Annotated in this window: 20 protein-coding genes, 1 pseudogene and 1 riboswitch; of the genes and pseudogenes, 8 read left to right on the plus strand and 13 right to left on the minus strand. The window is 61.2% G+C overall.

Annotated features, from left to right (window positions below):
* Positions 1-708: pseudogene (locus tag D7D26_RS12285) on the plus strand (hypothetical protein); the annotation flags it as partial.
* On the opposite strand, the gene D7D26_RS04400 reads toward D7D26_RS12285, so the two are convergent.
* Positions 705-1,583: an NAD(P)-dependent oxidoreductase gene (locus D7D26_RS04400; RefSeq protein ID WP_120372184.1), complete on the minus strand. Its 879-nt coding sequence runs from the start codon at positions 1,581-1,583 to the stop codon at positions 705-707. The pseudogene D7D26_RS12285 and the gene D7D26_RS04400 sit on opposite strands and share 4 nt — an antisense overlap.
* Positions 1,584-1,767: 184 nt before the next feature.
* Here D7D26_RS04400 and D7D26_RS04405 point away from each other — a divergent pair, with 184 nt between their 5' ends.
* Complete coding sequence (locus tag D7D26_RS04405; RefSeq protein WP_120372185.1) at positions 1,768-2,958, plus strand: aminotransferase-like domain-containing protein; 1,191 nt, start codon at positions 1,768-1,770, stop codon at positions 2,956-2,958.
* 198 nt (positions 2,959-3,156) lie between these two features.
* A complete protein-coding gene (locus D7D26_RS04410; protein WP_120372186.1) occupies positions 3,157-4,773 on the plus strand; it encodes a dipeptidase in 1,617 nt (538 codons plus the stop codon).
* A gap of 232 nt (positions 4,774-5,005) precedes the next feature.
* On the opposite strand, the gene D7D26_RS04415 is transcribed toward D7D26_RS04410, so the two are convergent.
* Entirely contained in the window at positions 5,006-6,163 is a 1,158-nt protein-coding gene (locus D7D26_RS04415; RefSeq protein WP_120372187.1) for an iron-containing alcohol dehydrogenase, read from the minus strand.
* Positions 6,164-6,416: 253 nt separating this feature from the next.
* Positions 6,417-7,322: a cation diffusion facilitator family transporter gene (locus D7D26_RS04420; RefSeq protein WP_120372188.1), complete on the minus strand. Its 906-nt coding sequence runs from the start codon at positions 7,320-7,322 to the stop codon at positions 6,417-6,419.
* 85 nt (positions 7,323-7,407) lie between these two features.
* Positions 7,408-7,492, minus strand: a riboswitch (NiCo riboswitch).
* 158 nt (positions 7,493-7,650) lie between these two features.
* Here D7D26_RS04420 and D7D26_RS04425 point away from each other — a divergent pair.
* Complete coding sequence (locus tag D7D26_RS04425) at positions 7,651-8,184, plus strand: GNAT family N-acetyltransferase (RefSeq protein WP_120372189.1); 534 nt, start codon at positions 7,651-7,653, stop codon at positions 8,182-8,184.
* Between the two features lie 25 nt (positions 8,185-8,209).
* Positions 8,210-8,737, plus strand: coding sequence for a GNAT family N-acetyltransferase (locus D7D26_RS04430; protein WP_120372190.1), 528 nt, complete (start codon positions 8,210-8,212; stop codon positions 8,735-8,737).
* A gap of 353 nt (positions 8,738-9,090) precedes the next feature.
* On the opposite strand, the gene D7D26_RS12290 is transcribed toward D7D26_RS04430, so the two are convergent.
* The 7 genes from D7D26_RS12290 to D7D26_RS04455 form a co-directional block, all read right to left on the minus strand.
* Complete coding sequence (locus D7D26_RS12290; RefSeq protein WP_158606268.1) at positions 9,091-9,243, minus strand: hypothetical protein; 153 nt, start codon at positions 9,241-9,243, stop codon at positions 9,091-9,093.
* A gap of 5 nt (positions 9,244-9,248) precedes the next feature.
* A complete protein-coding gene (locus tag D7D26_RS12755) occupies positions 9,249-9,383 on the minus strand; it encodes a hypothetical protein (protein WP_255415977.1) in 135 nt (44 codons plus the stop codon).
* A 165-nt stretch (positions 9,384-9,548) separates the two neighbouring features.
* On the minus strand, positions 9,549-11,321 hold the full coding sequence (locus D7D26_RS12820; RefSeq protein ID WP_120372191.1) for a YadA-like family protein: 1,773 nt from the start codon (positions 11,319-11,321) through the stop codon (positions 9,549-9,551).
* A gap of 239 nt (positions 11,322-11,560) precedes the next feature.
* Positions 11,561-12,532 carry a helix-turn-helix transcriptional regulator gene (locus D7D26_RS04440; protein ID WP_120372192.1) on the minus strand — a complete coding sequence of 324 codons (972 nt, stop codon included), beginning with the start codon at positions 12,530-12,532 and terminating at the stop codon, positions 11,561-11,563.
* A gap of 552 nt (positions 12,533-13,084) precedes the next feature.
* On the minus strand, positions 13,085-13,714 hold the full coding sequence (locus D7D26_RS04445; protein WP_120372193.1) for a cyclodeaminase/cyclohydrolase family protein: 630 nt from the start codon (positions 13,712-13,714) through the stop codon (positions 13,085-13,087).
* Positions 13,715-13,728: 14 nt separating this feature from the next.
* Entirely contained in the window at positions 13,729-14,643 is a 915-nt protein-coding gene (ftcD, locus tag D7D26_RS04450) for a glutamate formimidoyltransferase (protein WP_120372194.1), read from the minus strand.
* A 70-nt stretch (positions 14,644-14,713) separates the two neighbouring features.
* Positions 14,714-15,985 carry an amidohydrolase family protein gene (locus D7D26_RS04455; protein WP_233543458.1) on the minus strand — a complete coding sequence of 424 codons (1,272 nt, stop codon included), beginning with the start codon at positions 15,983-15,985 and terminating at the stop codon, positions 14,714-14,716.
* A gap of 335 nt (positions 15,986-16,320) precedes the next feature.
* On the opposite strand from D7D26_RS04455, the gene gltS reads away from it, so the two are divergent.
* Entirely contained in the window at positions 16,321-17,580 is a 1,260-nt protein-coding gene (gltS, locus tag D7D26_RS04460; RefSeq protein WP_120372196.1) for a sodium/glutamate symporter, read from the plus strand.
* Between the two features lie 87 nt (positions 17,581-17,667).
* Entirely contained in the window at positions 17,668-18,615 is a 948-nt protein-coding gene (locus D7D26_RS04465; protein WP_120372197.1) for an autotransporter outer membrane beta-barrel domain-containing protein, read from the plus strand.
* Positions 18,616-19,042: 427 nt separating this feature from the next.
* Here D7D26_RS04465 and D7D26_RS04470 read toward each other — a convergent pair whose 3' ends face one another.
* Positions 19,043-19,528: a YcbK family protein gene (locus tag D7D26_RS04470; protein ID WP_120372198.1), complete on the minus strand. Its 486-nt coding sequence runs from the start codon at positions 19,526-19,528 to the stop codon at positions 19,043-19,045.
* A 293-nt stretch (positions 19,529-19,821) separates the two neighbouring features.
* Here D7D26_RS04470 and D7D26_RS04475 point away from each other — a divergent pair, with 293 nt between their 5' ends.
* Positions 19,822-20,922 carry a carcinine hydrolase/isopenicillin-N N-acyltransferase family protein gene (locus D7D26_RS04475; RefSeq protein WP_120372199.1) on the plus strand — a complete coding sequence of 367 codons (1,101 nt, stop codon included), beginning with the start codon at positions 19,822-19,824 and terminating at the stop codon, positions 20,920-20,922.
* Positions 20,923-21,437: 515 nt separating this feature from the next.
* Here D7D26_RS04475 and D7D26_RS04485 read toward each other — a convergent pair.
* A complete protein-coding gene (locus D7D26_RS04485; RefSeq protein ID WP_158606269.1) occupies positions 21,438-21,800 on the minus strand; it encodes a zinc ribbon domain-containing protein in 363 nt (120 codons plus the stop codon).
* A 40-nt stretch (positions 21,801-21,840) separates the two neighbouring features.
* The gene (locus D7D26_RS04490) at positions 21,841-22,608 is read right to left on the minus strand and encodes a DUF4428 domain-containing protein (protein WP_158606270.1); all 768 of its coding nucleotides are present in this window, start codon (positions 22,606-22,608) and stop codon (positions 21,841-21,843) included.
* Positions 22,609-22,675 lie beyond the last annotated feature (67 nt).

Genomic DNA, 22,675 nt, shown 5'->3' on the forward strand with positions numbered 1-22,675 from the left:
AATGAAAGGAATGAAGGGAATGAAAGGAATGAGGCGGGGAAGGGTGAGCCGTTAAGTTGTTTCGGACGGGGGCTGAAGGATCTTGGGATCGGGCAGATCTTTGCCTTGACGCCGGAGGCGAAGGGGCGTGTCGAACGTCTTTGGAACATGATGCAGGACAGGCTGCCGGGGGAGCTGAGGCTGCTTGGCGTCTCGGATATCACGGCGGCCAACGAGGTTTTGCCCAAGCTCATCGCCAGGCACAATCGGAAGTTTGCCGTCACGCCGGCTGAGGGAGAGGACGTTTATGTGAAGCCGGAAGGAAAAGTCGATTTGGATTTTCTCTTTGCGCGTCGCGAATCTCGCAGGACGGATCACGGCGGCATGATCTCTTATGGAGGTCGTCGGTACGTTCCGGCGGCGGACGATTGTCTCGGGATGGCCAAAACGACGGTTGAGGTGCGTGAAACGTCGACCGGGCGGATCTGGGGTGTTTCCAAGGGCAGACGGATCGAGATGAAGGAGGTTGAAAGTCAAAAACGAGTCGACTCCGATGAGGCATCGGCAAAGAAACGGAAAAGCGGGCTTGTGAAAGCGCACACCGCCGGAATCCTCATTCCCAGCGTCAAAGAAAGCGTGGCTTACCCGCAGCATTGTCCAGGGAAAGCGTCCCAATGGCCCGTCCGGTGCCACTGCCGCGACGCCGGGGGTCGTTTGCGAAGGAACTAGGCACGCGAAGCAAGATACAGTTTGTACAGCGCCTGGGTACCGTCGTTTTCGCCGCCTTCGTCAGCCAGGCGGCGGTAAAGTTTGTCGGCCAGCTCCAGCCCGGGCAGGTCGAGCTTCATCTCCCGCGCGCAGTCGAGGGCGATGCCCATGTCCTTGATGAAGTGCTTGACGTAAAACCCGGGCTTGAAATCTCCCTTCAGCATGCGCGGCGCCAAGTTGCTCATCGAAAAGCTGCCCGCCGCGCCGCCGGAAATGCTGGTCAGAACCGACTGCGGATCGAGCCCGGCCGTGCGCGCGTAGGCCAGCGCTTCGCAGACGCCCATCATGTTGGACGCGATGGCGATCTGGTTAGCCATCTTGGTGTGCTGCCCCGCGCCCCATGTGCCCTGAAGCCTCCATTCTTTGCCCATGGCGGCGAACAGCGGCTCCGCCAGCTTGAACGCCGCTTCCGGGCCGCCGACCATGATCGTCAGCTTGGCCTCGCGCGCCCCTACGTCGCCGCCGGAAACGGGCGCGTCGAGCGCCTCGCCGCCCAGCTCCCGCGCTTTGGCGCCGATTTTCGCGGCCAGCAGCGGCGACGAGGTGGTCATATCGATGCCCAGCTTGCCCGGAGCAAAGCCCGCGAACAGACCTTTTTCGCCGAAGTAGACCTGCTCCACGTCGCGCGGATAGCCGACGACCGTGATCACCGCCTCGGCCGCGCGCATCACCGCGGCGGGGCTGTCGGCCCATGCCGCGCCGGATGCCAGCAGCGTTTCGGCGGAAGCTTTCGTGCGATTATAGACTGTCAGCTCGAAACCGGCTTTCATCAGGTTCGCCGCCATCGCTCTCCCCATCACGCCCAGCCCGACAAAACCGATCTTCTTCAAAGTCATCAGAATCTCTCCTTTTTCATCAGATCCCGCGCGGCGCGAGCCACGCTCGTCTTCCTTTTTGTTTTATTCTAGCACGGATCGTTCGCATGAAGAGCCATGAGTTTTCTCCGCTGGATATTTATCAAGCCGGTATGAAAATGTTATAATGGCGCAAATTTGAAAAACCCAGTCAGGAGGCCTGACCATGGAATACAGACTCAGTCACCGCGCCCAGAACCTGCGCCACTGCATGATGGACGCCTTTCATCTGCGCGACGCGAAGGACATGATCTTCTTCAACTCAGGACAGCCCGCGGCGGATCTTTATCCTCGCGCCCTGCTGCGCGCCGTCCTCGACGAGCTGCTCGCCGAGGAGCCGCAGATACTCGCCTACCCCGGTTCGCAGGGCGACGAAGAACTGCGCAAAGCCCTGGCCGAACGCCAGAACCGCCTCGACGGCGGCGCCGATATCCGGGCGGAACAGATCGTCGTCACCAACGGCGGCACCGGCGGCGCCGATCTGCTCGCCCAGTTGTTTATCGATCCCGGCGACACGGTGCTGAGCGAAACGCCCACGTTCCCGGAGACGCTGGACTGCTTCGCCAAATCCGGCGCGCGCCTCGCAGGCGTCTCCATGGACGCCGGCGGGCCGCTGCCCGACGAGCTCGAACGCCTGGCGCAAAAGTGCCGGCCGCGCTTCTTTTATGTCATCCCCAACTTTCAGAACCCCACGGGGCGCTGCACCTCGCCCGAACGCCGCCGCGCCGTCGCGGAGATCGCGCGCCGGTACGGCTTCTTCATCGTCGAGGACGATCCCTATCGCGAGCTGAACTTCGACGCCGCGCCGCCGCCTTCCTATCATTCGCTGGCGCCCGACTGCACGATCTCCATGGGCAGCCTCTCCAAGACCATCGCGCCGGGAATGCGCATCGGCTGGCTGGTGCTGCCGGACGAGCTGGTCGAGCGCGCCGTGATGACGCTCAAGGCCACGGCGCTGTGTTATCCCGCCCTGCTCCACCGCGCCGCCGCGCGCGTGCTCGAACATCCTCAGTTCGACGCTCACGTCGCCGAGTTACGCCGCGATCTGAAGCGACGTTGCCAGCTTTTAACTGGATTGATGAGCGCACAGATTCCGACGGGATGGCTGACGTGGGAAACGCCGCTGGGGGGAATGTTCCTGTGGTGCCGCCTGCATGGCGGCGTCTCGGCCATGGACTTCGCCGTGCGCGCCCGCGATCGTTGGCACGTGGCCTTTTTCCCCGGCGTGTGTTTCACGCCCAACTACGAAGGGGAAGACTTCTCGCTGCGCCTCACCTTCGCGCGCCAGACCGACGCCCAGATGGCCGAAGGCGTACGCCGCATCGTCGCGGCGCTGAAGAGCTTCGCCGCGAACTGACGCAGAGTTTCGGCGCCGTGGGGGGCAGGACTCGCATAAACATGCGTCGCGCGGTTTGCAGCACAGCCCTGTGAAAAGGACGGGGCCGTACGGTCTCTATTCAACGGGAAACAATGAAGCGCCGCTTCTTGACATATTCATAAAATATATGTTATATTCATTGCACCTTGTTTCACAAAACGAAAAGGAGGCAATGCAATGTCGAAGAAATTTTTAAGCGTTCTGTTCCTTCTGATCGGAATCACCTGTGAAGCGGCTCTGGGTTGCACCGTTTTTGGCGTCGGAAAGAATGCGTCCGCGACGGGGCACGCCATGGTTTCGCATTCCTGCGACTCCATGTCGGACACGTTTCAGCTGCACCTGATTCCCGCCGCGTCGCATGAAGCGGGCGCTGAGCGCTTTTTGCTCAAAGAAGGCAAAGGCTGCGACGCCGGCGACGATCCCGGCGTGATCGGCAAAATCCCCGAAGTTCCGCAGACCCATCAGTATCTGACCAGCCGCTACTCGTTCCTCAACGACAAGGGACTGGCCATGGGCGAATCGACCATGACGATGACCGCCGACGACAAACGCAGCGAAAAAGTGCTGGAAGTCATGGAAACCAACGCTTTCGGCATGACGAACTGCCATATCGTTCAGGATATCGCCCTCGAACGCGCCGGCACCGCCCGCGAGGCCGTAAAAGTCATCGGCGATCTGATCGACGAATACGGCTGGTACGAGGCCGGCGAGACCATGCCGATCACCGACGGCGACGAAGTATGGATCGTCGAAGCCTACGGCAACAAGATGTGGGCCGCCTGGCGCGTGCCCGACGACGAGATTTTCGTGGCCGCGAACCGCGCCCGTCTGCGCGAACTCGACCTGACCGATACGGAAAACGTCGCCTACGCTCCCGGCATGGTCGAGTACGCCGTCGAGCAGGGCTTCATCGACGCCAAAGACGTGAACATGAAGAGCTTCAGCCCCGCCGACGTGTTCTATCTCACGCTGCGCCTTTACTCCGCGCTGCGCGAATGGCGCGCGCTCACCCTCTTCGCCCCCTCCCTCAAACTCGATCCCTACGCCCACTACTTCCCCAAGTCGGTCAAGCCCGACAAACCCGTCACCGTCGCCGACCTGTTCCGTATTTACGGCGACTGGTACGAAGGCACCGAGTTCGACCTCAGCAAAGGCCCCGCCGCCGGCCCCTACGGCAATCCCAACCGCTACCGCAAAGAGATCAAACTGGGCTGGAACGACAACGAATTCCCCCGCGCCATCAACGACTACCGCCACACCTACGTGCAGATCTGCGAGGTCGATCCCACCCTGCCCGAAGCCGTGCGCGGCATCGTCTGGTTCGGTTACGGCGCCGCCGACACCACCTATCTGACGCCCTTCTGGGCCAGCATGAAAGCTCTGCCCGAGCCCTTCACCACCGGCACGCGCAAAGGCCCCTTCGACCCCAAGTCCGCCTGGTGGGAGTGCATCCGTGTGCAGCACATCGCCGAACTGCGCTACCAGGATATCCGCAAGGAGATCATCGACTACCGCACGCCCCTCATGGAAGCCGATTACGTCAAGGCACACGAGATTCAAAAGCAGGCGGCCGAGCTGATCAAAAACGGCCAGAGCGACAAAGCCTTCGATCTGATCACCGACTACGCCTGCGGCAACGCCGTCGCCCGCCACAAGGGCTGGAACGAACTGGGCAACCGTCTCTTCGCCAAATACTGCCTGAACGGCACCAACATGGAGTACAAAACCTATCCCGAGGAGTGGAGCCGCCTGATCTGGAAAGGTCCTTTCCTCCGTCCCGACGGCACCAAGTAACCTAAGAACGCAACGGAGAAACGAAGACACGGAGAAAAGCGAAAACGAAGACGACAACCGACACAAATCCCCTGACGGGCGACGACCGTCAGGGGATTCTTTGAGCAATGAAAAGAGCCGATGGTCACGTTGATCATCGACTCTTTTTCTGTAATTGATCATTCAATTTTCGCTTTTCTCCGCTTCGCCGCTTCTCCGCAGTCGGTTCCGTTTAAAACTGACTGCGCCCGGCTCAATAACATTCGGTGAGGATGTCGAAAATCTCGCCGACGGTGAGCTGGCGGCAGCAGCCTTCCTTGATGTTGACGCTGTTGGCGACGGCGTTGTAGAACGAGCGGTCAACGATGCCCATCTTGCGGAAGCTGTTGGGCAGACCGACGTCGATCACGAACTGTTCCAGCGCGGCGATGCCGGCCAGGGCGGTCTCGCGGTCGTCGCCGCGGTCGGCTACGCCCCAGACGTTTTTCGCCCAGCGGGCGAAACGCTGCGGCGCGGCCTTGTAGAGGTGACGGTAGAGGATCGGCTGGATCACGGCCAGCCCCATGCCGTGGTTGCAGTTGGTGTACGCGCCGACCTGATGCTCGATCTGGTGGGCCTGAAAGTCGGTGACTTTGCCGATCTTGAGCAGACCGTTTTCGCTCATGGCCGCCGCCCACATCAGCTCGCCGCGCACGCGCAGATCGCCCGGATCTTTCACGAGGGCGCGCGTGCTGCGGATGACGTGGCGCATCATGGCCTCGGCGATCTCGTCGGTGAGGTTGTCGTCGAGCGGCTTGCCGAAGTAGCTCTCCATGCAGTGCGAGAGCGTGTCGAACGCGCCCGAAAGGACCTGCGCCCTCGGCGCGGAGAGCGTATAGGCGGGATCGAGCGCCGCGAAGGACGGCGACGCGCCGGTCATGCTGCCCTTGATCTTCTTCTCTTCGTTGGTGATCACGGCGATGTCGTTTTGCTCGGAGCCGGTGCCGGCCACGGTAACGACGACGCCGAGGGGGATGAACTGCGCCGGGGCGGTCTGAAAGCGGAACTTCATCTCCCACAGGTCTTCGTCGGTCAGGGCCTGAGCGGCCACGATCTTGCAACAGTCGCTCACCGAACCGCCGCCGACGGCGAGGATCAGGTCGACGCGCTTCTCGCGGGCGAGGCGCGCGCCCTCCCGGACTTTGGCGTACGTCGGGTTGGGCATGATGCCGCTGAACTCGACCACGTCTTTATTGGCTTCGCCCAGAAGCTTCATGACCGTACCGTAGACGCCGTTTCTTTTGACGGAGCCGCCGCCGTAGGCGAGCATCACCGTGCGGCCGTACTTGGGAAGTTCGGCCCGCAGCGCGCGGACGGCGGCGTCCGCGCCGAAATAGGTGACGGTCGGATAGGAAAAGACAAAATCGCGCATGAGAAAGACCTCCTTTGCAGATCGGGATCGTTTGCACCTATCGTCAGTTTAAGGGGAAAGCCGCGCAAAGTCCACCGCCAGGATGTCGCGGCGCGAAGAAAAAATCGCCGCCGTCTGCGGCAAAAGAGGAAACGTTTTTAGCGTTCCACGTGGAACATTTTTCTTCGTTCATGTATTTACAACGAGTCAAAAAGCATGTCATACAAATGATATCTTTTTCGCGGCTCCGCGGCGACTTTTATTCCGCGAGGAGTCAAAGCGGATTGACGTGGACCATCACGTGCTTGACCTGCGGAAAGTTCGTTTCGACCGCGTCATGGACCCTTTCGGCAACGGCGTGGGCGGCGGCCAGCGAACAGCGGCCGTCCACGCCGATCTCGATGTCGACGTAGACGCGGCTGCCGAACTCGCGCGTGTTCATCAGGTCGATGCGGCGCACGCCCGCCTGAGCGGCCACGCACTCGCGCAGCGCCCGTTCGGTAGCCTCGTCGCAGGCGTGATCGACCATCTTGTCGGTGGCGTCCTTGAAGATGTCGACCGCCGCTTTGACGATGAACAGACAGATGACGAGGCTGGCCGCCGGTTCCAGCACCGGAGATCCCATGCGCGCGCCGCCGATGCCGATCAGAGCGCCTACCGACGACAGCGCGTCGGAGCGGTGATGCCACGCTTCGGCTTTCAGCGCCGTGGAGTCGATGCGCCGCGCCCGCAGCCACGTGTACCAGAACATCGACTCCTTGACGGCGATCGACAGAGCCGCCGCGAAGAGCGCGATGCCGCCCGGCTGCGGCATGTTCCGGTACGCGCCGCTCCAGATCTTTTCCACGGCGCCCCAGCCGATCAGCAGTCCGACCGCCGCCAGGATGCCGCCGAGGATCAGACCCGCCACGCATTCGAGCCGCTCGTGCCCGTAAGGATGCGAGCGGTCCGACGGCCGCGCCGAGACTTTGACGCCCGCGACGACGATGACGCTGCCGAGGATGTCGGACGTAGAGTGGACGGCGTCGCTGATCATGGCGCCGGAATGCCCGATCGCGCCGGATGCGAACTTGAACGCCGCCAGCAGCAGATTGCCCGCGCCGCAGATGACGGAGACGCGCGTGGCGATTTTTTCGAACTGAGTTTTTTCCGGCGCGTTGGCGCGCGTTTCCCGATTCATGACAATTTCCTCCTGAACGGATGGTTTCATGAGATCCGCCCGCCTCGCGGAGCACGAAAAAATCCGCGGGACGCGCTCGAATCGCTTCCGTCCCGCGGATCGTCGTCCGCTGCCGCGCCGCGGCGGCCCGGCCCGCTCCCCGAGGGGACGGCCTGTTCAGTTTATGCTGTGTCGAAGGCCGTGTCAAAGCCTCGGATAAATCTTAACAACCGGCCTCGGGATTAGTCAAGGCATATCGCCGCGCGCTTGCCGGAACGAGGGGGCGCCGCTATAATGAACGACAAGATCCCGCCGCGCCGCGGACATCGCCCAGAGGAGGGGACCCCTTATGAACAGATTGAGACTGATCCGTCCGGACGCGGCGCACGAAGCGCAGGTCATGGACTACCGCCGCGTTTTTCTGGAAAACGGCGAATATTTCGCCGGCTGCGCCGGGCTCGAAGACGTCGAAAACTACGCCGAGTGGCTCGATTTCGAAAACCGTCTTTCGAAAAAGTACGGCGACGGCTACGTTCCCTCCTCGGTGTTCCTTGCCGTGAGGACGGAGGACGAGACACTCGCCGGCATCCTCGAGATCCGCCACCGCCTCACTCCCTTCCTGCTCCGCTGCGGCGGGCACATCGGCTACAGCGTCCTGCCCTCGCAGCGGCGTCAGGGCTGCGCCACAGAGATGCTCCGCCTCGCCCTGCAGGAGTGCCGGAAGCTGAACCTCGCCCGCGTGCTCCTCACCTGCGACAAGGCCAACGTCGCCTCGGCGCGAACCATCGCCGCCAACGGCGGCGTGCTGGAAAACGAGATCGAAGACGACGTCGGCATGGGGCAGTCGGGCACGATCCAGCGCTACTGGATCGACGTCGAGTGACGCCCCGCGGGGAAGGAGGCCGCCCATGCTCGAGCAAATACGCATCGCCGGCGCGGAAGACTTCGGCGCGCTCTGGCGCTTTTACGAAGACGTCTGCCGCGCCCAGGAACATGACGAATACGGGCCCAACTGGCATCTCGGCGTGTATCCCGCCGCCGCGGAACTGAAAGGACACGCCGCAGCCGGCGAAATCCTCGCCGGCTGGAAAGACGGCCGCCTCGCCGTCGCCATGGCCGTCACCGCCGGCGAAGACGAGATGTACCTCGGCGCGCCGTGGCCGCTGGGGGCCGCTCCCGACCAGGTTGCGGCGCTGCACCTTTTCGCCGTCCATCCGGATTTCCGCGGCCGGGGCGCGGCGCGGGAAATGCTGACGGCCCTGTTCGGCCGCGCCCGCGCGCGAGGTTTCCGCGCCGTCCATCTCGACGTGATCGAAGGCAACCTAGCCGCCGAAAAGCTCTACCGCAAAGCCGGCTTCGCCTTTGCGGGGACCCGGCGCGTCCACTACGACGACCTCGGCGACATCACCGTGCGCCTCTTCGAATACGCGCTGTGAAACAAAGGCCGCCACGAAGACGCGGAGGCACGGAGAAAAACAAAAGAAAGGGCGGGACTGTCGCTTCGCGGCAAAGTCACCATAATTGAAGATCAGTACCGACAAAAAGGCACGACGCCCAATCGAGCGTCGTGCCTTTGACGCAATGTCAAGCCAGTTCCGTTTTTCGCGGCGAAGCCGCGGTAAGGTCTTTGACTTTCTCCGTGCCTCCGTGGCAGCTTTTGTTTCCGCCGTTCGGTTTTGACGAAGCTACTTTCTTTCCCCCCGACGATGGTTTAGTCACCGTCACTACCGGCAGCTTGGGGAATTTCGGCGTCTTCCGGTTCATCTCCCTCATCACCGCAGAAGTGAAGTCAAGCCGCGGATCGACCGTGAGGAACAACTACCGCCCCATCACCGCCTGACCTGGCGTTCTTCTTGCGCCAGATCTCCGCCTCCGCCGTGTTCTCGCGGCCGCGGTACAGTTCCCGCAGATCATCGTACCCCTTCTGCAGCACCTTCTGCACCGCCTTCAGATGCTCCTGCCCTTCCTGCCGGGGAGCGACTGATCGAGAATCCGCTCCGCGTTCACCACGGCGATCTCAGTACCCCGCGCCGTTCCGGCCATAGCCGCCACCAACAGAACGAGAAACGCCAAACGTTTCATGTCACGCAACCTCCTTTTGCCTCGGCAAAACGTGCTGCGGCGCCGCTCCCGTCGGAAAAAAGGCAAACATTCCTTCCGCTTCCCGAAAAAACGGAACTCGTTCCCCATACCACAAGAAAGGCGGCAGGCCATGACGCCGCCGCCCTTCGCATCCGACGATAAAGGTTACTTTCTTCTGGAGTCCTCCAGCATGCGCTCGAGTCTCTCCACGCGCTCCTGCATCGTCGTCTTCAGCTCGGCAATCTCGTGAGCCTGTGACGCCACCTGAGCCTGCAGTTCGGCGTTCTCCTTCTGCATCACGTAAATGCTGCTGATCGGGCCGGAACGGTAGCGCTCCGGGATCGCATTGCGCTCCGCCTTGCGCCCGATCTTCCAGGTAAAGCCGGCGTTGGCCATCGACTCGCCGTGATCGGCGATCGCCACGCCCGCGTGCACCATGAAATCTTCTTTGAGATAATGGGCAAAGCCAAGCGCCAGAGCCCATTCGCCCCGGTAGCTGCCGAAGCCCGCCATCAGCTGGCTGGGAGCGACCGGGTCAAACTGTATCGGCTTCAGCCCCGACAGCGCGGAGCTGAGCGCGCCCACGTTCTTGATGTCTTTTCTCAATTCGCCCATCTGATTATAGACATTGTCGAAGTTGTCGTATACTTTGCCGAACTCACGGTCCACGGCGCTGAGCGCGTCGCCGACATTGTCGTAAGCGCCGCCGCGGATGATGTAGCTCGGCGCGGAAACCGTGCCGTCGGCGTTGACCGCGGAGCCGCCGCCGAAGTGGTTGGAAACGCTCGACGAGAGGCCCCAGAGCTGGGAACCGTTGATCGCGTCGGTACTTGTCTCGCTAACGTCCCCGGCTTTGACGTTTTCGATCTTATTGCCCGCGGCGTTGAAGCCTTTGGCCGTTACCCTGCCGGCGAATACGGGCGCTTCCGCCATCCGAAGCTCGAGCCCGCCGTCTGTCGCCGCCGTCTTGAGATTGTTGCCGCTGTACTCCCCCGCCGTCGTGGCGCCGCCGTAGATCTTGAGCTTCTCGCCCAGTTTGCGGTCAAGCTCGTTCCCTTCGTTGTCAATAAAGGTCAGCGGCGTGTCGGCCAGAACCTTGAGCTGGTCTTCCGTCGCCGCCTGGCCGCGCACAATGGCGCTGGGATCCCAGGTCGTGTTGCTCAGCCCGGTGATCGTACCAGCAGTCCCCGTACCGTTAATCGTGATGCCGCCGATCTTTGCCGTACCGTCGCCGATGGTCGTGTTGCTGCCAATCTTCAGACCATCCTCATCCAACGTATTGATACCGGCCTTCAAACTACCCTCGGGAGTCAGGTCGACGTTTTTGGCCAGAGCGATGGTAACATTGCCCGTCTTCGCTCCGCCGCCGATAGATTGATTCAATCCAATCGTAAGATTGGAATCCGATGATGTGAAATTAACATTATCACCGTTTTTCACATCAAACGATTGATTGCCAACCCTCAGCTTCCAGCTCTGCATGGCGCTGCTGGCCTTGTCCTCGACTGCCTTGAGCTGGGCATAGTTAACCGCGTCGGTGTCTTCCGTACCGGCGAGCACATTGACAATCTTATTGTCGGTAGCGTCGAAGCCTTTGGCCGTCACTGTACCGTCAAAAGTGGGAGCGTCAACAACGTTGATCTTGTTGTCGCCGATGGTAATATTTTTCCCCGCATTGGCCGAGCTGATGCCGCCGCCCAGGCCGCTGACTGTGACATCACCATTCGGGGCCTGTGTTACCGTGGCACCCTCAAAGATCAGCTGCGCAGATGGATTGCCGCTCGTCAACAACTCCTTCGAGGTAGAACCACCAACAATATAAATACTATTATTCGCATATCCTGCGCCGACCGTGAGTAGAGCCGAGCTCAGGGCCAATGCGGCAACAATGCCGGCTTTTCGCTGCCTGTTTCTGTAAATCCTTGTATTTTCTGCCATGTGTTCTTCCTCCTGAAAGTTCTTCCAACTCAGCGTCGCGGTGTTGGCGCGGCGTTGTTTCCACGCGGACGGGCCGCGGTCTTCCCAAAGAGCGTCCTGCGGCGCGGCGCCGAAGGCCGAAGCGAAGGGGCCTTCCGGCGGCGCAGTGCGTAAGCTGGCTGTATGGTTGCGGCATCGCCTCCTTGCAGCGCATGATGACGAACTCGCCGCACGGGGCGGCGTTTTTTCGACCGTTTTCGCTACGAGAGGGTTTCGCGCCGGATCACGGCGACGGCGTCGCCCTGGCTGCGCAGCCAGAAGTCGATGCCGGAACCGAACGCTTCGGCGGCGATGGTATATACGCCGTCTTTCTGCTTCAGGACTTTTGCCGTGGGCAGACGGTCGAGGGCGGCTTCCGCGCCGGAGGTCCGGCAGGTGAAAATGACGCGCTGCAGGCGACCGCCGGACATAAACTGAATACGCTTGCGTAGTTTGTTCTCTTCAAAGCGGTCTCTGTAGGGAACGCCGAAGGTCCCTCCGAGGACCTTCAGATTGATGATGCGGTCGACGCGGTAAATGACGGGAAAATTTTCGCGAGGCCCGCCCAAGTCGCGGCGGATCTCTTCGTCGTCGATGAAGACGGCCACGTAGAAGTAGTATTCGGAGAACATGACGGCCACGGGGCGCAATTTGCGCGTAACGAAAGTTTTATCTTTAGGGAGTCGATACTCGATTTCGATGTAATGCCGGTCGCGGATAGCCTCGCCGATGGCCCAAAGTTTGTCGATAAAAGCGCGGCGATGACGCAGCTCGACATAATGAAGGGCCTCGTTACGGATCAAGTCCTCGATCCGTTTGCGCTCTTCCTTCGGAACGGAACTGTCGATCAACTTCTGCAGCACGGCAAGCATCTCGCGCCGGGCAAAGGCGCGGCTGTCCAGCAGAATTTTGCAGACGGCAAGGATTTCGCTGTTGCTCAGTTTGATGTTTTCGCTCCGTCGCAGGCGATAGCCTTTGCTGCGCCGGTCATATACAACGTCGTTGAGTATCTCGCCTTCGGCCGCCGCGTTGGACAGATAGGCTCTGAGATCGTCGATGTCGCGCTGAATGCTGCGTGCGTTGACGCAGAAGCGCTTGGCCTCGTCGTTCTTGTTGACGGTGGAGCCGCCCATCAGGCGTTGGTAAAGGCTTAATACGCGCTGTATCTTGTTTCGACTTCCTGACTGTTCCATGCCCCTCTCCTTTCACGGAACTCTTTTTTCGCCATTATAGTGTTTCGCTATGACAGCTTCTGTCACTTAAAATTGAAATAAAAATTTTCCGCTGAGTTTTTGCGAAACATGCGCCGGAACAAGAAAGGCACGTTCTCGATTCTTACGGCAAGCCAGCGCCGCGGCTCTGGGCAACATAAGGTTTTCTGGAGAAGGAAAGCGCGGAACAATGGTTTCTTCGTCACGGATACGGTCGTGAATCCGGCCCGGAAAGGGAGAAATAGAAATTGCGATTCTGCCGGAGAAGAAACCGCAAGGGATTGTGAGAACGCAAGAGGCGTTTTTAGAAGTTCCGCCATTCGGCCGAGAACGCGTTTTCGCATTGGAAGCGTCGGCGCTGGCCCCAGGCGCTATGCCAAGAATGCCCTTCTTTATTATTGCCGGGCACGACATAACGCCTGATACGACGCGGTTGGGCGGCACAGCGATAAAAAACGAAAAAACACAGCGCCCTGACAGTGTCTGTCAGGGCGCTGTGTGATGACGCGCGCTTTTTTCGCGGCGGCTGAAAAATCAGCCGAGTCTTTTTTCCATCAGCTCAGTCAGCTCGGCCATGGCGGCGTCGATGGCGCTCAGGGCGGCGTTCATAGCGGCGCGTTTTTCGGCGGCGTAAGCCTCGTCCTTGATGCCGAGCAGGTTGATGCGCACGTTGTAAGCGGCGCAGGTGCCGGCGGCGCGGGCGAACTGGCCGGCGGTGCCGGCGTCGCTTACGGCGTTGACGTTGCCCTCCCGCACAGCCACGAGCGCCAGCTTGGCCACCTCGGCGCAGAGGTTCAGCGTGCGCAGCGGCACTTCCACGGTGCCCTTGGCGGCCTCCTGCATGGCGGCCTTGCGGGCGGCTTTCTGTTCGTCGGTGTCCTTGGGCAGTTTCATGGCGGCCATGAAGTCGTTGAAGGCCGCGGTGTCCTCGTCGATCAGCTTCAGCAGCGTTTCGGCGTATTTCTTGCCCTTGGCGCAGAGCGCGTCCATGTCGGCCTGGACGGCGGCGTACTTTTCGCGGCCGCGGGTGAGCTCGCCGACCATGGAGACGAGGCCGGCCGCCAGCGCGCCGCCGAGCGCGGCGATGCTGCCGCCGCCGGGCGCGGGCGAGTTGGAAGCCAGTTCCGTGACGAAAGCGGGAAGAGTCATCTCATGAAGGATCATCGCGGGAGCCTCCCTTAGTCCTGCTGCATCAGGTCGAGCAGCTTCAATTCGAGCACCTGCTCGTTGTGGAAGTCGTCGACCTGCAGGTAGTAGGCGGCGCTGTCGAGCATGGCGCCGGCGGGGATCATGCCGTAGACTTCGGTGCCGTTGACGGTGACGCCCCAGCGGGCCGCTTCCATGCGGATGAACTCGAGCACGCGGTACATGGCCGTCTTTTCGTAATCGACGAGATTCATGGAGACCTGAACGAGGCCTTTCTCGGGCAGGTCGACGCCCATGCCCTTGACGCAGGAGAAACCGCCGTTGCTGGCGCGGACGCGCTTGCCGATGATCTTGGCGATTTCCACGTTGGTGGTGTTGAGGTTGACGTTGAAGGCGACCAGGAACTTGCGCGCGCCAATGGCGGTGCCGCCCGCGGTGGGATGCAGCTCGTTGGGGCCAACGTCGGCGGCGCGGCTCGGATCGGTCTTGACGAGCTCTTTCAGAGCTTCGTACTGGCCCTTGCGCACCTGCTCGAGGCGGGTGCGGTCGGGCCGCACGGACGACGCTTCGTAATAGAACACAGGCACTTTCAGCTCGTCGTAGAAGCGCTGCGCGAACGTGTGCGACAACTCGACGCATTCGTCCATGGTGATGCCTTTGATGGGCGTGAAGGGGATCACGTCGACGGCGCCCATGCGAGGATGCGCGCCCTTGTGGGTGTTCAGGTCGATGTTGGCGACGGCAACTCTGCCGGCCTCGATCAGGGCGTCGCAGATGGCGTTCGGTTCGCCGCAGAGCGAGACGACCAGACGGTTGTGGTCTTCGTCGGCACGGTAATCGAACAGATAGCAGCCTTTGCGGTTCTTGAACGGGGCGACGATCGCCTCGATGACGTCCTTGCGCCGTCCTTCACTGAAATTGGGGACGCATTCGATCAGTACAGACATGTGTGACAAAACCTCCTCGATTTTTACGAAAATACCTCCCGCCGTCGCGGGACGGCTGATTCAACCGATATTACGCCTCCGGCTCGGCCGCGGCCGCCGTCATCGCGGCGACTTCCTCGCGCAGCGGGCGCTCCACGTCGCGCTCCACGTCCAGCCCGAGCAGACGGCCGTCTTCCATGGTTTTGCGCCCGCCCACGTACACGTCGCGTACCATGCCGCTCCTGACGACCTGCAGGTCGGCCCAGCCGCCCACGCCGAGGGCGCCGATATATCCGGCGCCGAAGTCGAAGCGCTGGCGGCCGAAGCCTTCGATCACCCGCGGATCGATCTCGCCGCGGTAGCGCGCCTTGAGGAACTCGCGCTCGCCCTGCACGTTCAGATCGTCGTTGCTGGCCTCGCCGTCGGTGCCGCACCACAGCGGGATCCCCGAGGCCAGCAGCGCCGGCACGTCGGGGAAGCCCGTCTTGACGCGCGCGTTCATGCGCGCGTCGAGCACGACCTTCATGCCGTTGCGGGCAATGAGGCGGCGCTCTTCGTCGTCGAGCCAGCAGCAATCCGACAGGATCACGTGCGACAGCGACGGCACGCGCCCCTCGTCGAGCAGGCGCTGCAAAAACACCATCGGCCGGCAGCCGTGCCGCTTCAGCGACAGATCCACGTCGCCCCGATCCTCAGAAAGATGGAACTGCACGGGACGGCGCAGTTCCCAGCCCAGCGCGATGCCGCGCGCGATCGCGGCTTCCGTGGAGGCGTGCATGCTGTGCAGCGCCGGACAGATCATCAGCGCCTCGTCTTCGAGCGCCGTCAGCTCGCGCAGATACCGCTCCGCCGTTTCCGGCGTCTCGTAATAGGAGCGCTGCGAGGCTTTTTTGCCCGCGGAGGCGTCTTCGTTGACGACGTCGTAATTCATGCGGCCGAAGACCAAACGGATGCCTACCGACCGCGCCGCCGCCAGCACCTCGCGGTCCAGCTCGTTGCCGCGCCCGCCGTGCAGATAATAACTCGCCATCACGCTCGTCGTACCGAAAGCCATCATGCGCGCGAAGGCCCGCTCGCAGGCCAGACGCACCCGCCGCGGCGTCATCGCCGTGGAATAGCGGTAGATCGTGTGCCGGCACCACGTCCCGAGATCCCAGCTTTTGTCGGCGATATCGGTGTAGATCGACTGCTCGGGATGAGAATGGGCGTTGAAAAGCCCCGCCCGGATCACGGCGGCGTCCGACGGGCATTTGCCCGCGCCGCCGAGCGGCGTCAGTTCGGTCACGAGGCCGCGCTCGTCCCACCCGATCCGTCCGTAAAAGACCGACGCGCCGTCGTCGATCCAGCCCGTGAGCTGAACCATGGTCATCACTCCTTCGAGAAAATCTTTTTACGAAGTTCCGTTTTCCCGCGGCCGCCCTGAAATTTTTCGGTCAGGCGCGCCGCCGACACGTCCCTGTTGTCATTTAAACATTTTATTATCAACTATGCAAGTCTCCGGCCCTGCGCGGCTTTCCGCAACGAATGGCATTTTCCTCGCCGGCGGCGCGGCGCGTTACCGCCTTTCAAGTGATTTTATGCCGTGAATTTTCCATTGTATTGAATCTAACAATATGATAAAATTTTTTCGATTTCAAGATTTCGATCCATTCGGACCGTGCGGCCCGAAAAATATCTTTTGATCCAGGAGTGATGTCAATGTCGTGGAGTTTTGCCGAAAACGTTTTATCGCTCAAGTTCGACGCGCTGTGGACCACCGCCGTCGCCCTGTTGCTGCTCATCGTCGGCTATGGGCTGCGCCGCCGCCTGCGCTTTTTCGAAACGTTCTGCATCCCCGCGCCGGTCGTCGGCGGCCTGCTCATGGCCATCCTCGCCCTGGTCCTGCATCATAACGGCGGCGCCAGCGTCAAGTTCACCACCTCGCTGCAGTCGCCGATGATGCTGGCCTTCTTCACCACCGTCGGCATCGGCGGCAGCTTGGCGCTGCTGCGGCGCGGCGGCAAGGCGCTGATCGTCTATCTGGTCTTCTGCTGGATCCTCGCCGTCGTCCAGAACGGCGCGGGCGCGGCGCTGGCAAAGCTCTTCGGCATCCATCCCGCCCTCGGCGTCATGGCCGGAGCCGTCTCGCTCGAAGGCGGGCACGGCGCGGCCGCTTCCTTCGGACCGCTGACCGAGAATCTCGGCGTCACCGGCGCAGCCGCCGTCGCCATCGCTTCCGCCACCTACGGTCTGATCGCCGGCGGCCTGCTCGGCGGCCCGATCTGCAAATGGCTGATCGACAAAAACCGCGTCGACATCCAGGCCAGCGACGACGCCATCTATCAGAAGAGCGCCGCCGAAGTCATGCACGAAGGCGGCAGCAGCGAGGTCACTGCCGACGGCTTCATGAAATCGCTGTGCCTCGTGCTCGTCATCATGGCGCTCGGCTCGCTGCTCTCCGGTTATATCGCCCGCTTCACCAAGGGAACGAACTTCAGCCTGCCCGGCTACGTCACCGCCATGTTCGTGGCCGTGATCTTCCGCAATCTCAACGATCATCTCCATCTGGTCAAGATCAACACCAAATGCGTCGACCTGATCAGCGACGTCGCCCTCGGCGTGTTCCTGACCATGGCGATGATGAGTCTGCGCATCTGGGATCTGTACGATCTAGCGCTGCCTCTGATGGGCATCCTGCTGTTCCAGACGCTGCTGATCGCCGCGCTCGGCGTCTTTGTGCTGTTCCCGCTGCTGGGCAGGGATTACGACGCCGCCGTCATGTGCGCCGGATTCCTCGGCCACGGTCTGGGCGCCACGCCCAACGCCGTCGCCAACATGGGGGCCGTCTGCGAACGCTACGGCGTGATGTCGCACAAGGCGTTCCTGATCGTGCCGCTCTGCGGCGCGGTACTGATCGATCTGGTCGGTCTGCCCAATATCGTCTGGTTCATCAACTGGTGCACGGCCGCGCCCAAGTAACGCGGAAAATTTTGAATCCTGCAAGCACGCTCCGGCAGCAGAAACACCTGTGTCGGGGCTGGGTGCCCCAAAAAGGAGATTGTCCAATTGAGAAAAGCGGTATTTGCGATCCTGTCACTTGTCATGTTCTGTACGCCGGCATGCGGAGCGGCGGAAGCCCCGAGGTACGCGGAGGCGCGCGCCGAGCTGAAGTCCAACGGCATCTGGCTGGCTCCTTTCTACTATAAGAACAGCATCGACGGCTTCCGTTCAAGCGCTGGGACTTGGGACTCCGACACCAAACTCTATGGCGTCACGCTGGGCTACAGCAGACTCACTCCCGTAGGTCTGCTGGGGGCCGTTCTCAACATCGGCAGGTACGACGCTAAAGGGAAGGGCAAGCTGACGGGCAGCAGCGCGGAGGGCGACGTCGCCGGTTTCGGTACGTTTTTCGGTACGCGGCTGGGCGCGTGGAACGTCACGGCCAGCCTGTCGCATCACTGGTTGGACGGCAATCTGCGCGGTTCGGTGCACGGCGTCCCTTTTCGGTCCGACGCGGTGAAGGCGCGCATTTTCACGGCGGGGCTGAAGGGATCGTTTCTGGGGCTGCGCCGTACAGGCAATCTCAAGGTTACGCCATTTCTCGGTGTCAACTACGCCCATTACGGCGAGGACGCTTTTACTGTCTCGATAGCGGCTCGCCCCCTGGTCGACACGAGCAGCGGCTCATTCAGCCAATGGACATTTCCTCTGGGGCTGCATTTGGACTGGGACGCCGCGCATACGCCGACGGGTTGGTCGTTCAGACCGTCGCTCGAGCTGGCTTACGTGCGCGCGGCCGGCGACGTGAACTTCCGCACCAAGCTGCGCCGCATATCGGGCGGCGCCGGCGCAGTGGATTTCAATACGGCGATGGCCGACGAGAACAGTTTCCGCGCCTCTTTAAGCCTCGAAGCTCAGAAAAAATGCTTTTCGCTGGGCGTCAAACTGAGCGGCACGCTGAGCTCCCACCAGCGTAGCTTCGGCGCTGCTCTGACGGGGAAGTGGCAGTTTTAGCTTTTGCTTCCCGGCTGAAAAAACGAACGACGGGCACCGTTTTCCAAGGTCTGGGAAGCATTGGAAGACTCTGATCGGATCAAGAATCGCGAGTCCTTCGCCGTTCCCGCTGTGCCTCGAGCCCGTCCCGTCACATGACAAAAAATGCCCGGCGCTAACGGTTGACATGTTAGCGCCGGGCATTCATTTATTTCACCTCGCGCGGAAAGAAAAACTTTCCGACGCCTCTTTTTTCATGGCGGCGTCCCGTGGGAGGCCGCTCTTATTTTCAATTTACCCGCTGTTCAGCAGCACAGTGGTAACGCGCTCGCCCACCTCCGCCTTGAGCGGACGGTTCGGCGTGTCGTCAAAAATCGCGCCGGCGCCGTTTTTCGGGGAGCCGGTCTTGGCCTGAAAAATGTTTTTATGTCTTGGCAGATATGACGAATCAGCTTTCTCCTTTTGCAGAAATTTTCCGCGGCGCCTCCAGCGACAGATGTACGTAATTCCGCCGCGGATCCGGCAGCACGGAACGAAAACCAAGTCGCCGCGCCAGCGCGCAGAAACGCGCTTGTTCGCGGGTGACGATCGCCACGTCGGCCGCTTGGCCGGTCAGATGTCGGCTGCGCGGTACGCCGCCGACGCGGGCGTTATGGCGGGGGCAGCGCCGCCCGCTGGTAAAGGTCAGGCGCTTTTTCCAGCACGCCTGAAGCTCCGCCAGCTTCTTCAAAAAAACGGCGTCCATGCCTGCTGCGCCGCAGCAGCGGCAGCGCAGCGCTTCCAGCTGTCGGGAGTCCAGTTCCGCCAGTGCCGGCAGGATGCGCCTCGCTTCCGCTGTCGCCTTCGCGTCGCGTCCCGGCATGCCGCCCGATTTCCCCGCCAAAAGCGGGATCGCAAGCGTCGCCAAAGCGGTCAGCAGTTTCCACATCTCCATCACGATCAGCTCCTTTCGCGTGAAGTCTTCGCAAGAAGACAATATGAAGAGTGCATTCTAAACGATATAAATACAAACAGACCGGTCAAAGCGACGCGAGCCGACGATACCTCACAAGGCAAAACGCGGCGAAAGCCAGGGGAAGAAGTACGGGAAAACGACTTCCTTGCGTTGATTTTTTTGCCTTCATCAGGTATCATCACTTTAAAATACCGCAGAGCCGCCATGCGAGCCGTTTTTGCGGTGGCCGCGGCGCTCGCCGAGAGATTAAATACGATCAAGGGGGAATCAGGATGAAAGGACTCAAAAGGCAGCTACTGATAGGGGCAGCACTCGTCGTTGTGCTCGCCGGCGTCGCCGGAGGCGTTTACGGCACGCGGCTGAAGACGGTCGCGTCGATCCGGCGCATCACTTCTTACGACTCCGGCTACAATCTCTATCGTATGAACGTCGCGTACGACTACCGTCTCGACGATGTCATCGCGTCCGGCATCGCCGACGACCAATCGCTCATCGACGCCACGATGGCGGAAGCTCTTCCTTTCCTGCCGCTGCGCCTTAAGGCGCCGAATTTCGGTTGCAGCGCTTTCAGCGTCAAGAGCGCCGACGGCGACGCGCTGATGGGGCGCAACTACGATTTCAAAAACAACACTTCGGCGATGCTGGTCTACGCAACGCCGAAAGACGGCTACAAATCGGTCGCTTTCGCCGCGCTCGACAACGTGATGGCCAATGCTCCCGACCAAAGCCTCAAAGCCAAACTCTCATGCCTGGCAGCTCCCTTCGTCTGTCTCGACGGCGTCAACGAAAAAGGCGTTTCCATCGCGGTGCTGACGCTCGACAGCCCGCCGACGCGCCAGCACACCGGCAAGCCCGTCATCGCCACCACGCTGGCCATTCGCCTCGTGCTCGACAAGGCGGCCACTACCGCCGAGGCAGTCAAGCTGCTGGAGGCTTACGACATGTTCGCCACCAGCGGACGCGATTATCATTTCTACATCACCGACGCCACCGGCGACGGCCGCGTCGTCGAGTTCGACTGTCTCGACGAGAAGCGTCCGCTTGTCGCCACGCCTATGCGCGCCATCACGAATTTTTACGCGCTCTACAAGGACAAAGTGCTGCCCTATCAGAAGAACGGCGTATTCGGACACGGGCGCGAGCGCTACGACACCATCGAGAAGATCCTTACCGAGCACGAGAACAACGTCACGCCGCAGATCGCCTGGAAAGCCCTCATCGGCGCCTCGCAGGCTCCCAAAGAGGAGGACGTGACCAGCAACACGCAGTGGTCCGTCCTTTACAACAACACGCAGCTGACCGCCGAGATCGCGATCCGCCGCGACTGGCAGACCGTACACTCCTACAGTCTGAAGACAAACGAACTCCAATAACTTGCCGGCGAAACGTGATACTATTTCTTAATTAAAAAGCCGAACGCAAGAGCGCTGCGGGAAGAGATTCACAAAGCGAGCTGCGCAGCAGTCGAACTCCTTCTGAGCGACAGAACTCCCCCCGCAGCGCCCTGCAAACTATATTAGTGCTTTTTATCAAGAAATAGCATGAGGGATGTACGAGGGGCTTTTTTATCCGTGCCTGAAAACGAACGCAGGGCGGAGCGAACGATACCCGTTCGCTCCGTCCTGCGTTTTCGGAAGGTTGGCAGATTCTTCGCAGCGGCGGCGTTCCACGCGGAACACCGCCGCTCGACGTTTCTGTTTTTCCCGGCGCCGCGGCGGACTGATACTATTTCTCAATTAAAGGCCGAACATAAGGGCGCTGCGAGGGAGATTCACAAAGCGAGCTGCGCAGACTGCGCAGCGGTCGAAATAGTCCTGAGCGACTGAACTCCCTCGCAGCGCCCTGCAAACTATGTTAGTGCTTTTATCAAGAAATAGTATGATTTCCTCTACCGGCCGAAGAACGCCGCGATCTGCTTGACGGTGTCGTCGAAAACGACGCTGAAAGGCTCGCCGGCGAAGAGGCGCTGGAAGGGGACGCGGCTGGCGGGGAAGAACCAGCCCACCGCGGCCGCGGCAACGACGACGACGGCCAGCCAGAACCAGAAGCGGCTCTTCCGCGACGCTTTGTCCTTTTTCGGCGCCACGACCGCGGCGGCTTCGCCAACGCGCACGCGCTTGGGGTCGGTCTGCAGAGGCGTCTTCACGACGGGCTTGGGCTGTTCGACGGGACGGGTCGCGCCGCAGTAAGGGCAGAAGTGCTGCTCGTCGTTTTCGAACTTCTTTCCGCAGGATGTGCAGTAAATTGCCATTCTCATCTCTCCTTTGAAGTGATGCCGGCCAAACTGGCTTTCAGTTTTTATGATCCGCCCACGACGCGTCCAGCAAGGACTGGATCAGCGCGTGCATTTCGCAACAGCGGTCGCACTCGTCCAGCTCCTGCCGAGTGCGGCAATCGAGCTCGACGGGCGCGTTGAGGCCGAGGTCGGCAAGAAGCCCGGCGGGAGGCAGCTCGATGTGCGCTTTTACCTCGTGATACGCGTCGAGATGGGGCTGACGGCGCGCAATGCCTTCGGCGTGCAGCGGCAGCGAAGGACCGTTGAGACGGAAGCGGATCCGCTTCGCCCATGGGTGGCTGGTCGTGATGACCTCCCAGAAGTCAAAATAATGAAGAAAGCGCGGCGGCTCGTAACTCTGCTTCTTGCCGTCGATCATGCGCTTCTCCTCGTGGCTGATGTGCTCAACCTCCAGCTCGACGCGCTCGACCTGCGCCAGAGAGACGAGGTCGGGATTGACGGCCAGCAGGTCGTCATCGGCGTCTTCGAGCACGACGAAACGTCCCCCCGCTTCGTCGATCATCAGCCGCCCGCCCTCACCGACTCCGCGCGAGCTCGAGAAGCCGCGCAGTTCCTCGAGGTTGCGTTCGCGGTCCCGAAGCTGTTCGTCGATCTGCGCCACCGTGCTCTCGCGGCGCTCATCAAACCACGGCGAAAGCTTCTGGGCGCACTTCTTGCACAGATTGCCGTCCGCCAGCTTGCGGTTGCCGAGCAAGCCGATCTCACCACCGCAGATGGAACAGATCTTTTTCTCGAAAAGTTTGCCGAAGAGTCCCATCCCCATCTCCATCTCCCCTTGTCTTCCAGTTTTGAAAGCTCCGCACATTCGCGCCGCGGACGATCTTTCATAG

The organism is Pyramidobacter sp. CG50-2 (assembly GCF_003612005.1).
GTDB lineage: Bacteria > Synergistota > Synergistia > Synergistales > Dethiosulfovibrionaceae > Pyramidobacter.

What these genes read in the sequence shown, in the direction of transcription:
- D7D26_RS04470 (WP_120372198.1), bottom strand. Translation starts at nt 19,528, where the DNA reads ATGGAGATGTGGAAACTGCTGACCGCTTTGGCGACGCTTGCGATCCCG.
- D7D26_RS04415 (WP_120372187.1), bottom strand. Translation starts at nt 6,163, where the DNA reads ATGCGCGATTTTGTCTTTTCCTATCCGACCGTCACCTATTTCGGCGCG.
- D7D26_RS04445 (WP_120372193.1), bottom strand. Translation starts at nt 13,714, where the DNA reads ATGATCCTTCATGAGATGACTCTTCCCGCTTTCGTCACGGAACTGGCT.
- D7D26_RS04420 (WP_120372188.1), bottom strand. Translation starts at nt 7,322, where the DNA reads ATGAATCGGGAAACGCGCGCCAACGCGCCGGAAAAAACTCAGTTCGAA.
- D7D26_RS12820 (WP_120372191.1), bottom strand. Translation starts at nt 11,321, where the DNA reads ATGGCAGAAAATACAAGGATTTACAGAAACAGGCAGCGAAAAGCCGGC.
- ftcD (WP_120372194.1), bottom strand. Translation starts at nt 14,643, where the DNA reads ATGTCTGTACTGATCGAATGCGTCCCCAATTTCAGTGAAGGACGGCGC.
- D7D26_RS04475 (WP_120372199.1), top strand. Translation starts at nt 19,822, where the DNA reads ATGAAAGGACTCAAAAGGCAGCTACTGATAGGGGCAGCACTCGTCGTT.
- D7D26_RS04405 (WP_120372185.1), top strand. Translation starts at nt 1,768, where the DNA reads ATGGAATACAGACTCAGTCACCGCGCCCAGAACCTGCGCCACTGCATG.
- D7D26_RS04485 (WP_158606269.1), bottom strand. Translation starts at nt 21,800, where the DNA reads ATGGCAATTTACTGCACATCCTGCGGAAAGAAGTTCGAAAACGACGAG.
- gltS (WP_120372196.1), top strand. Translation starts at nt 16,321, where the DNA reads ATGTCGTGGAGTTTTGCCGAAAACGTTTTATCGCTCAAGTTCGACGCG.
- D7D26_RS12755 (WP_255415977.1), bottom strand. Translation starts at nt 9,383, where the DNA reads ATGAAACGTTTGGCGTTTCTCGTTCTGTTGGTGGCGGCTATGGCCGGA.
- D7D26_RS04425 (WP_120372189.1), top strand. Translation starts at nt 7,651, where the DNA reads ATGAACAGATTGAGACTGATCCGTCCGGACGCGGCGCACGAAGCGCAG.
- D7D26_RS04410 (WP_120372186.1), top strand. Translation starts at nt 3,157, where the DNA reads ATGTCGAAGAAATTTTTAAGCGTTCTGTTCCTTCTGATCGGAATCACC.
- D7D26_RS04400 (WP_120372184.1), bottom strand. Translation starts at nt 1,583, where the DNA reads ATGACTTTGAAGAAGATCGGTTTTGTCGGGCTGGGCGTGATGGGGAGA.
- D7D26_RS04455 (WP_233543458.1), bottom strand. Translation starts at nt 15,985, where the DNA reads ATGGTTCAGCTCACGGGCTGGATCGACGACGGCGCGTCGGTCTTTTAC.
- D7D26_RS04440 (WP_120372192.1), bottom strand. Translation starts at nt 12,532, where the DNA reads ATGGAACAGTCAGGAAGTCGAAACAAGATACAGCGCGTATTAAGCCTT.
- D7D26_RS04490 (WP_158606270.1), bottom strand. Translation starts at nt 22,608, where the DNA reads ATGGGGATGGGACTCTTCGGCAAACTTTTCGAGAAAAAGATCTGTTCC.
- D7D26_RS04430 (WP_120372190.1), top strand. Translation starts at nt 8,210, where the DNA reads ATGCTCGAGCAAATACGCATCGCCGGCGCGGAAGACTTCGGCGCGCTC.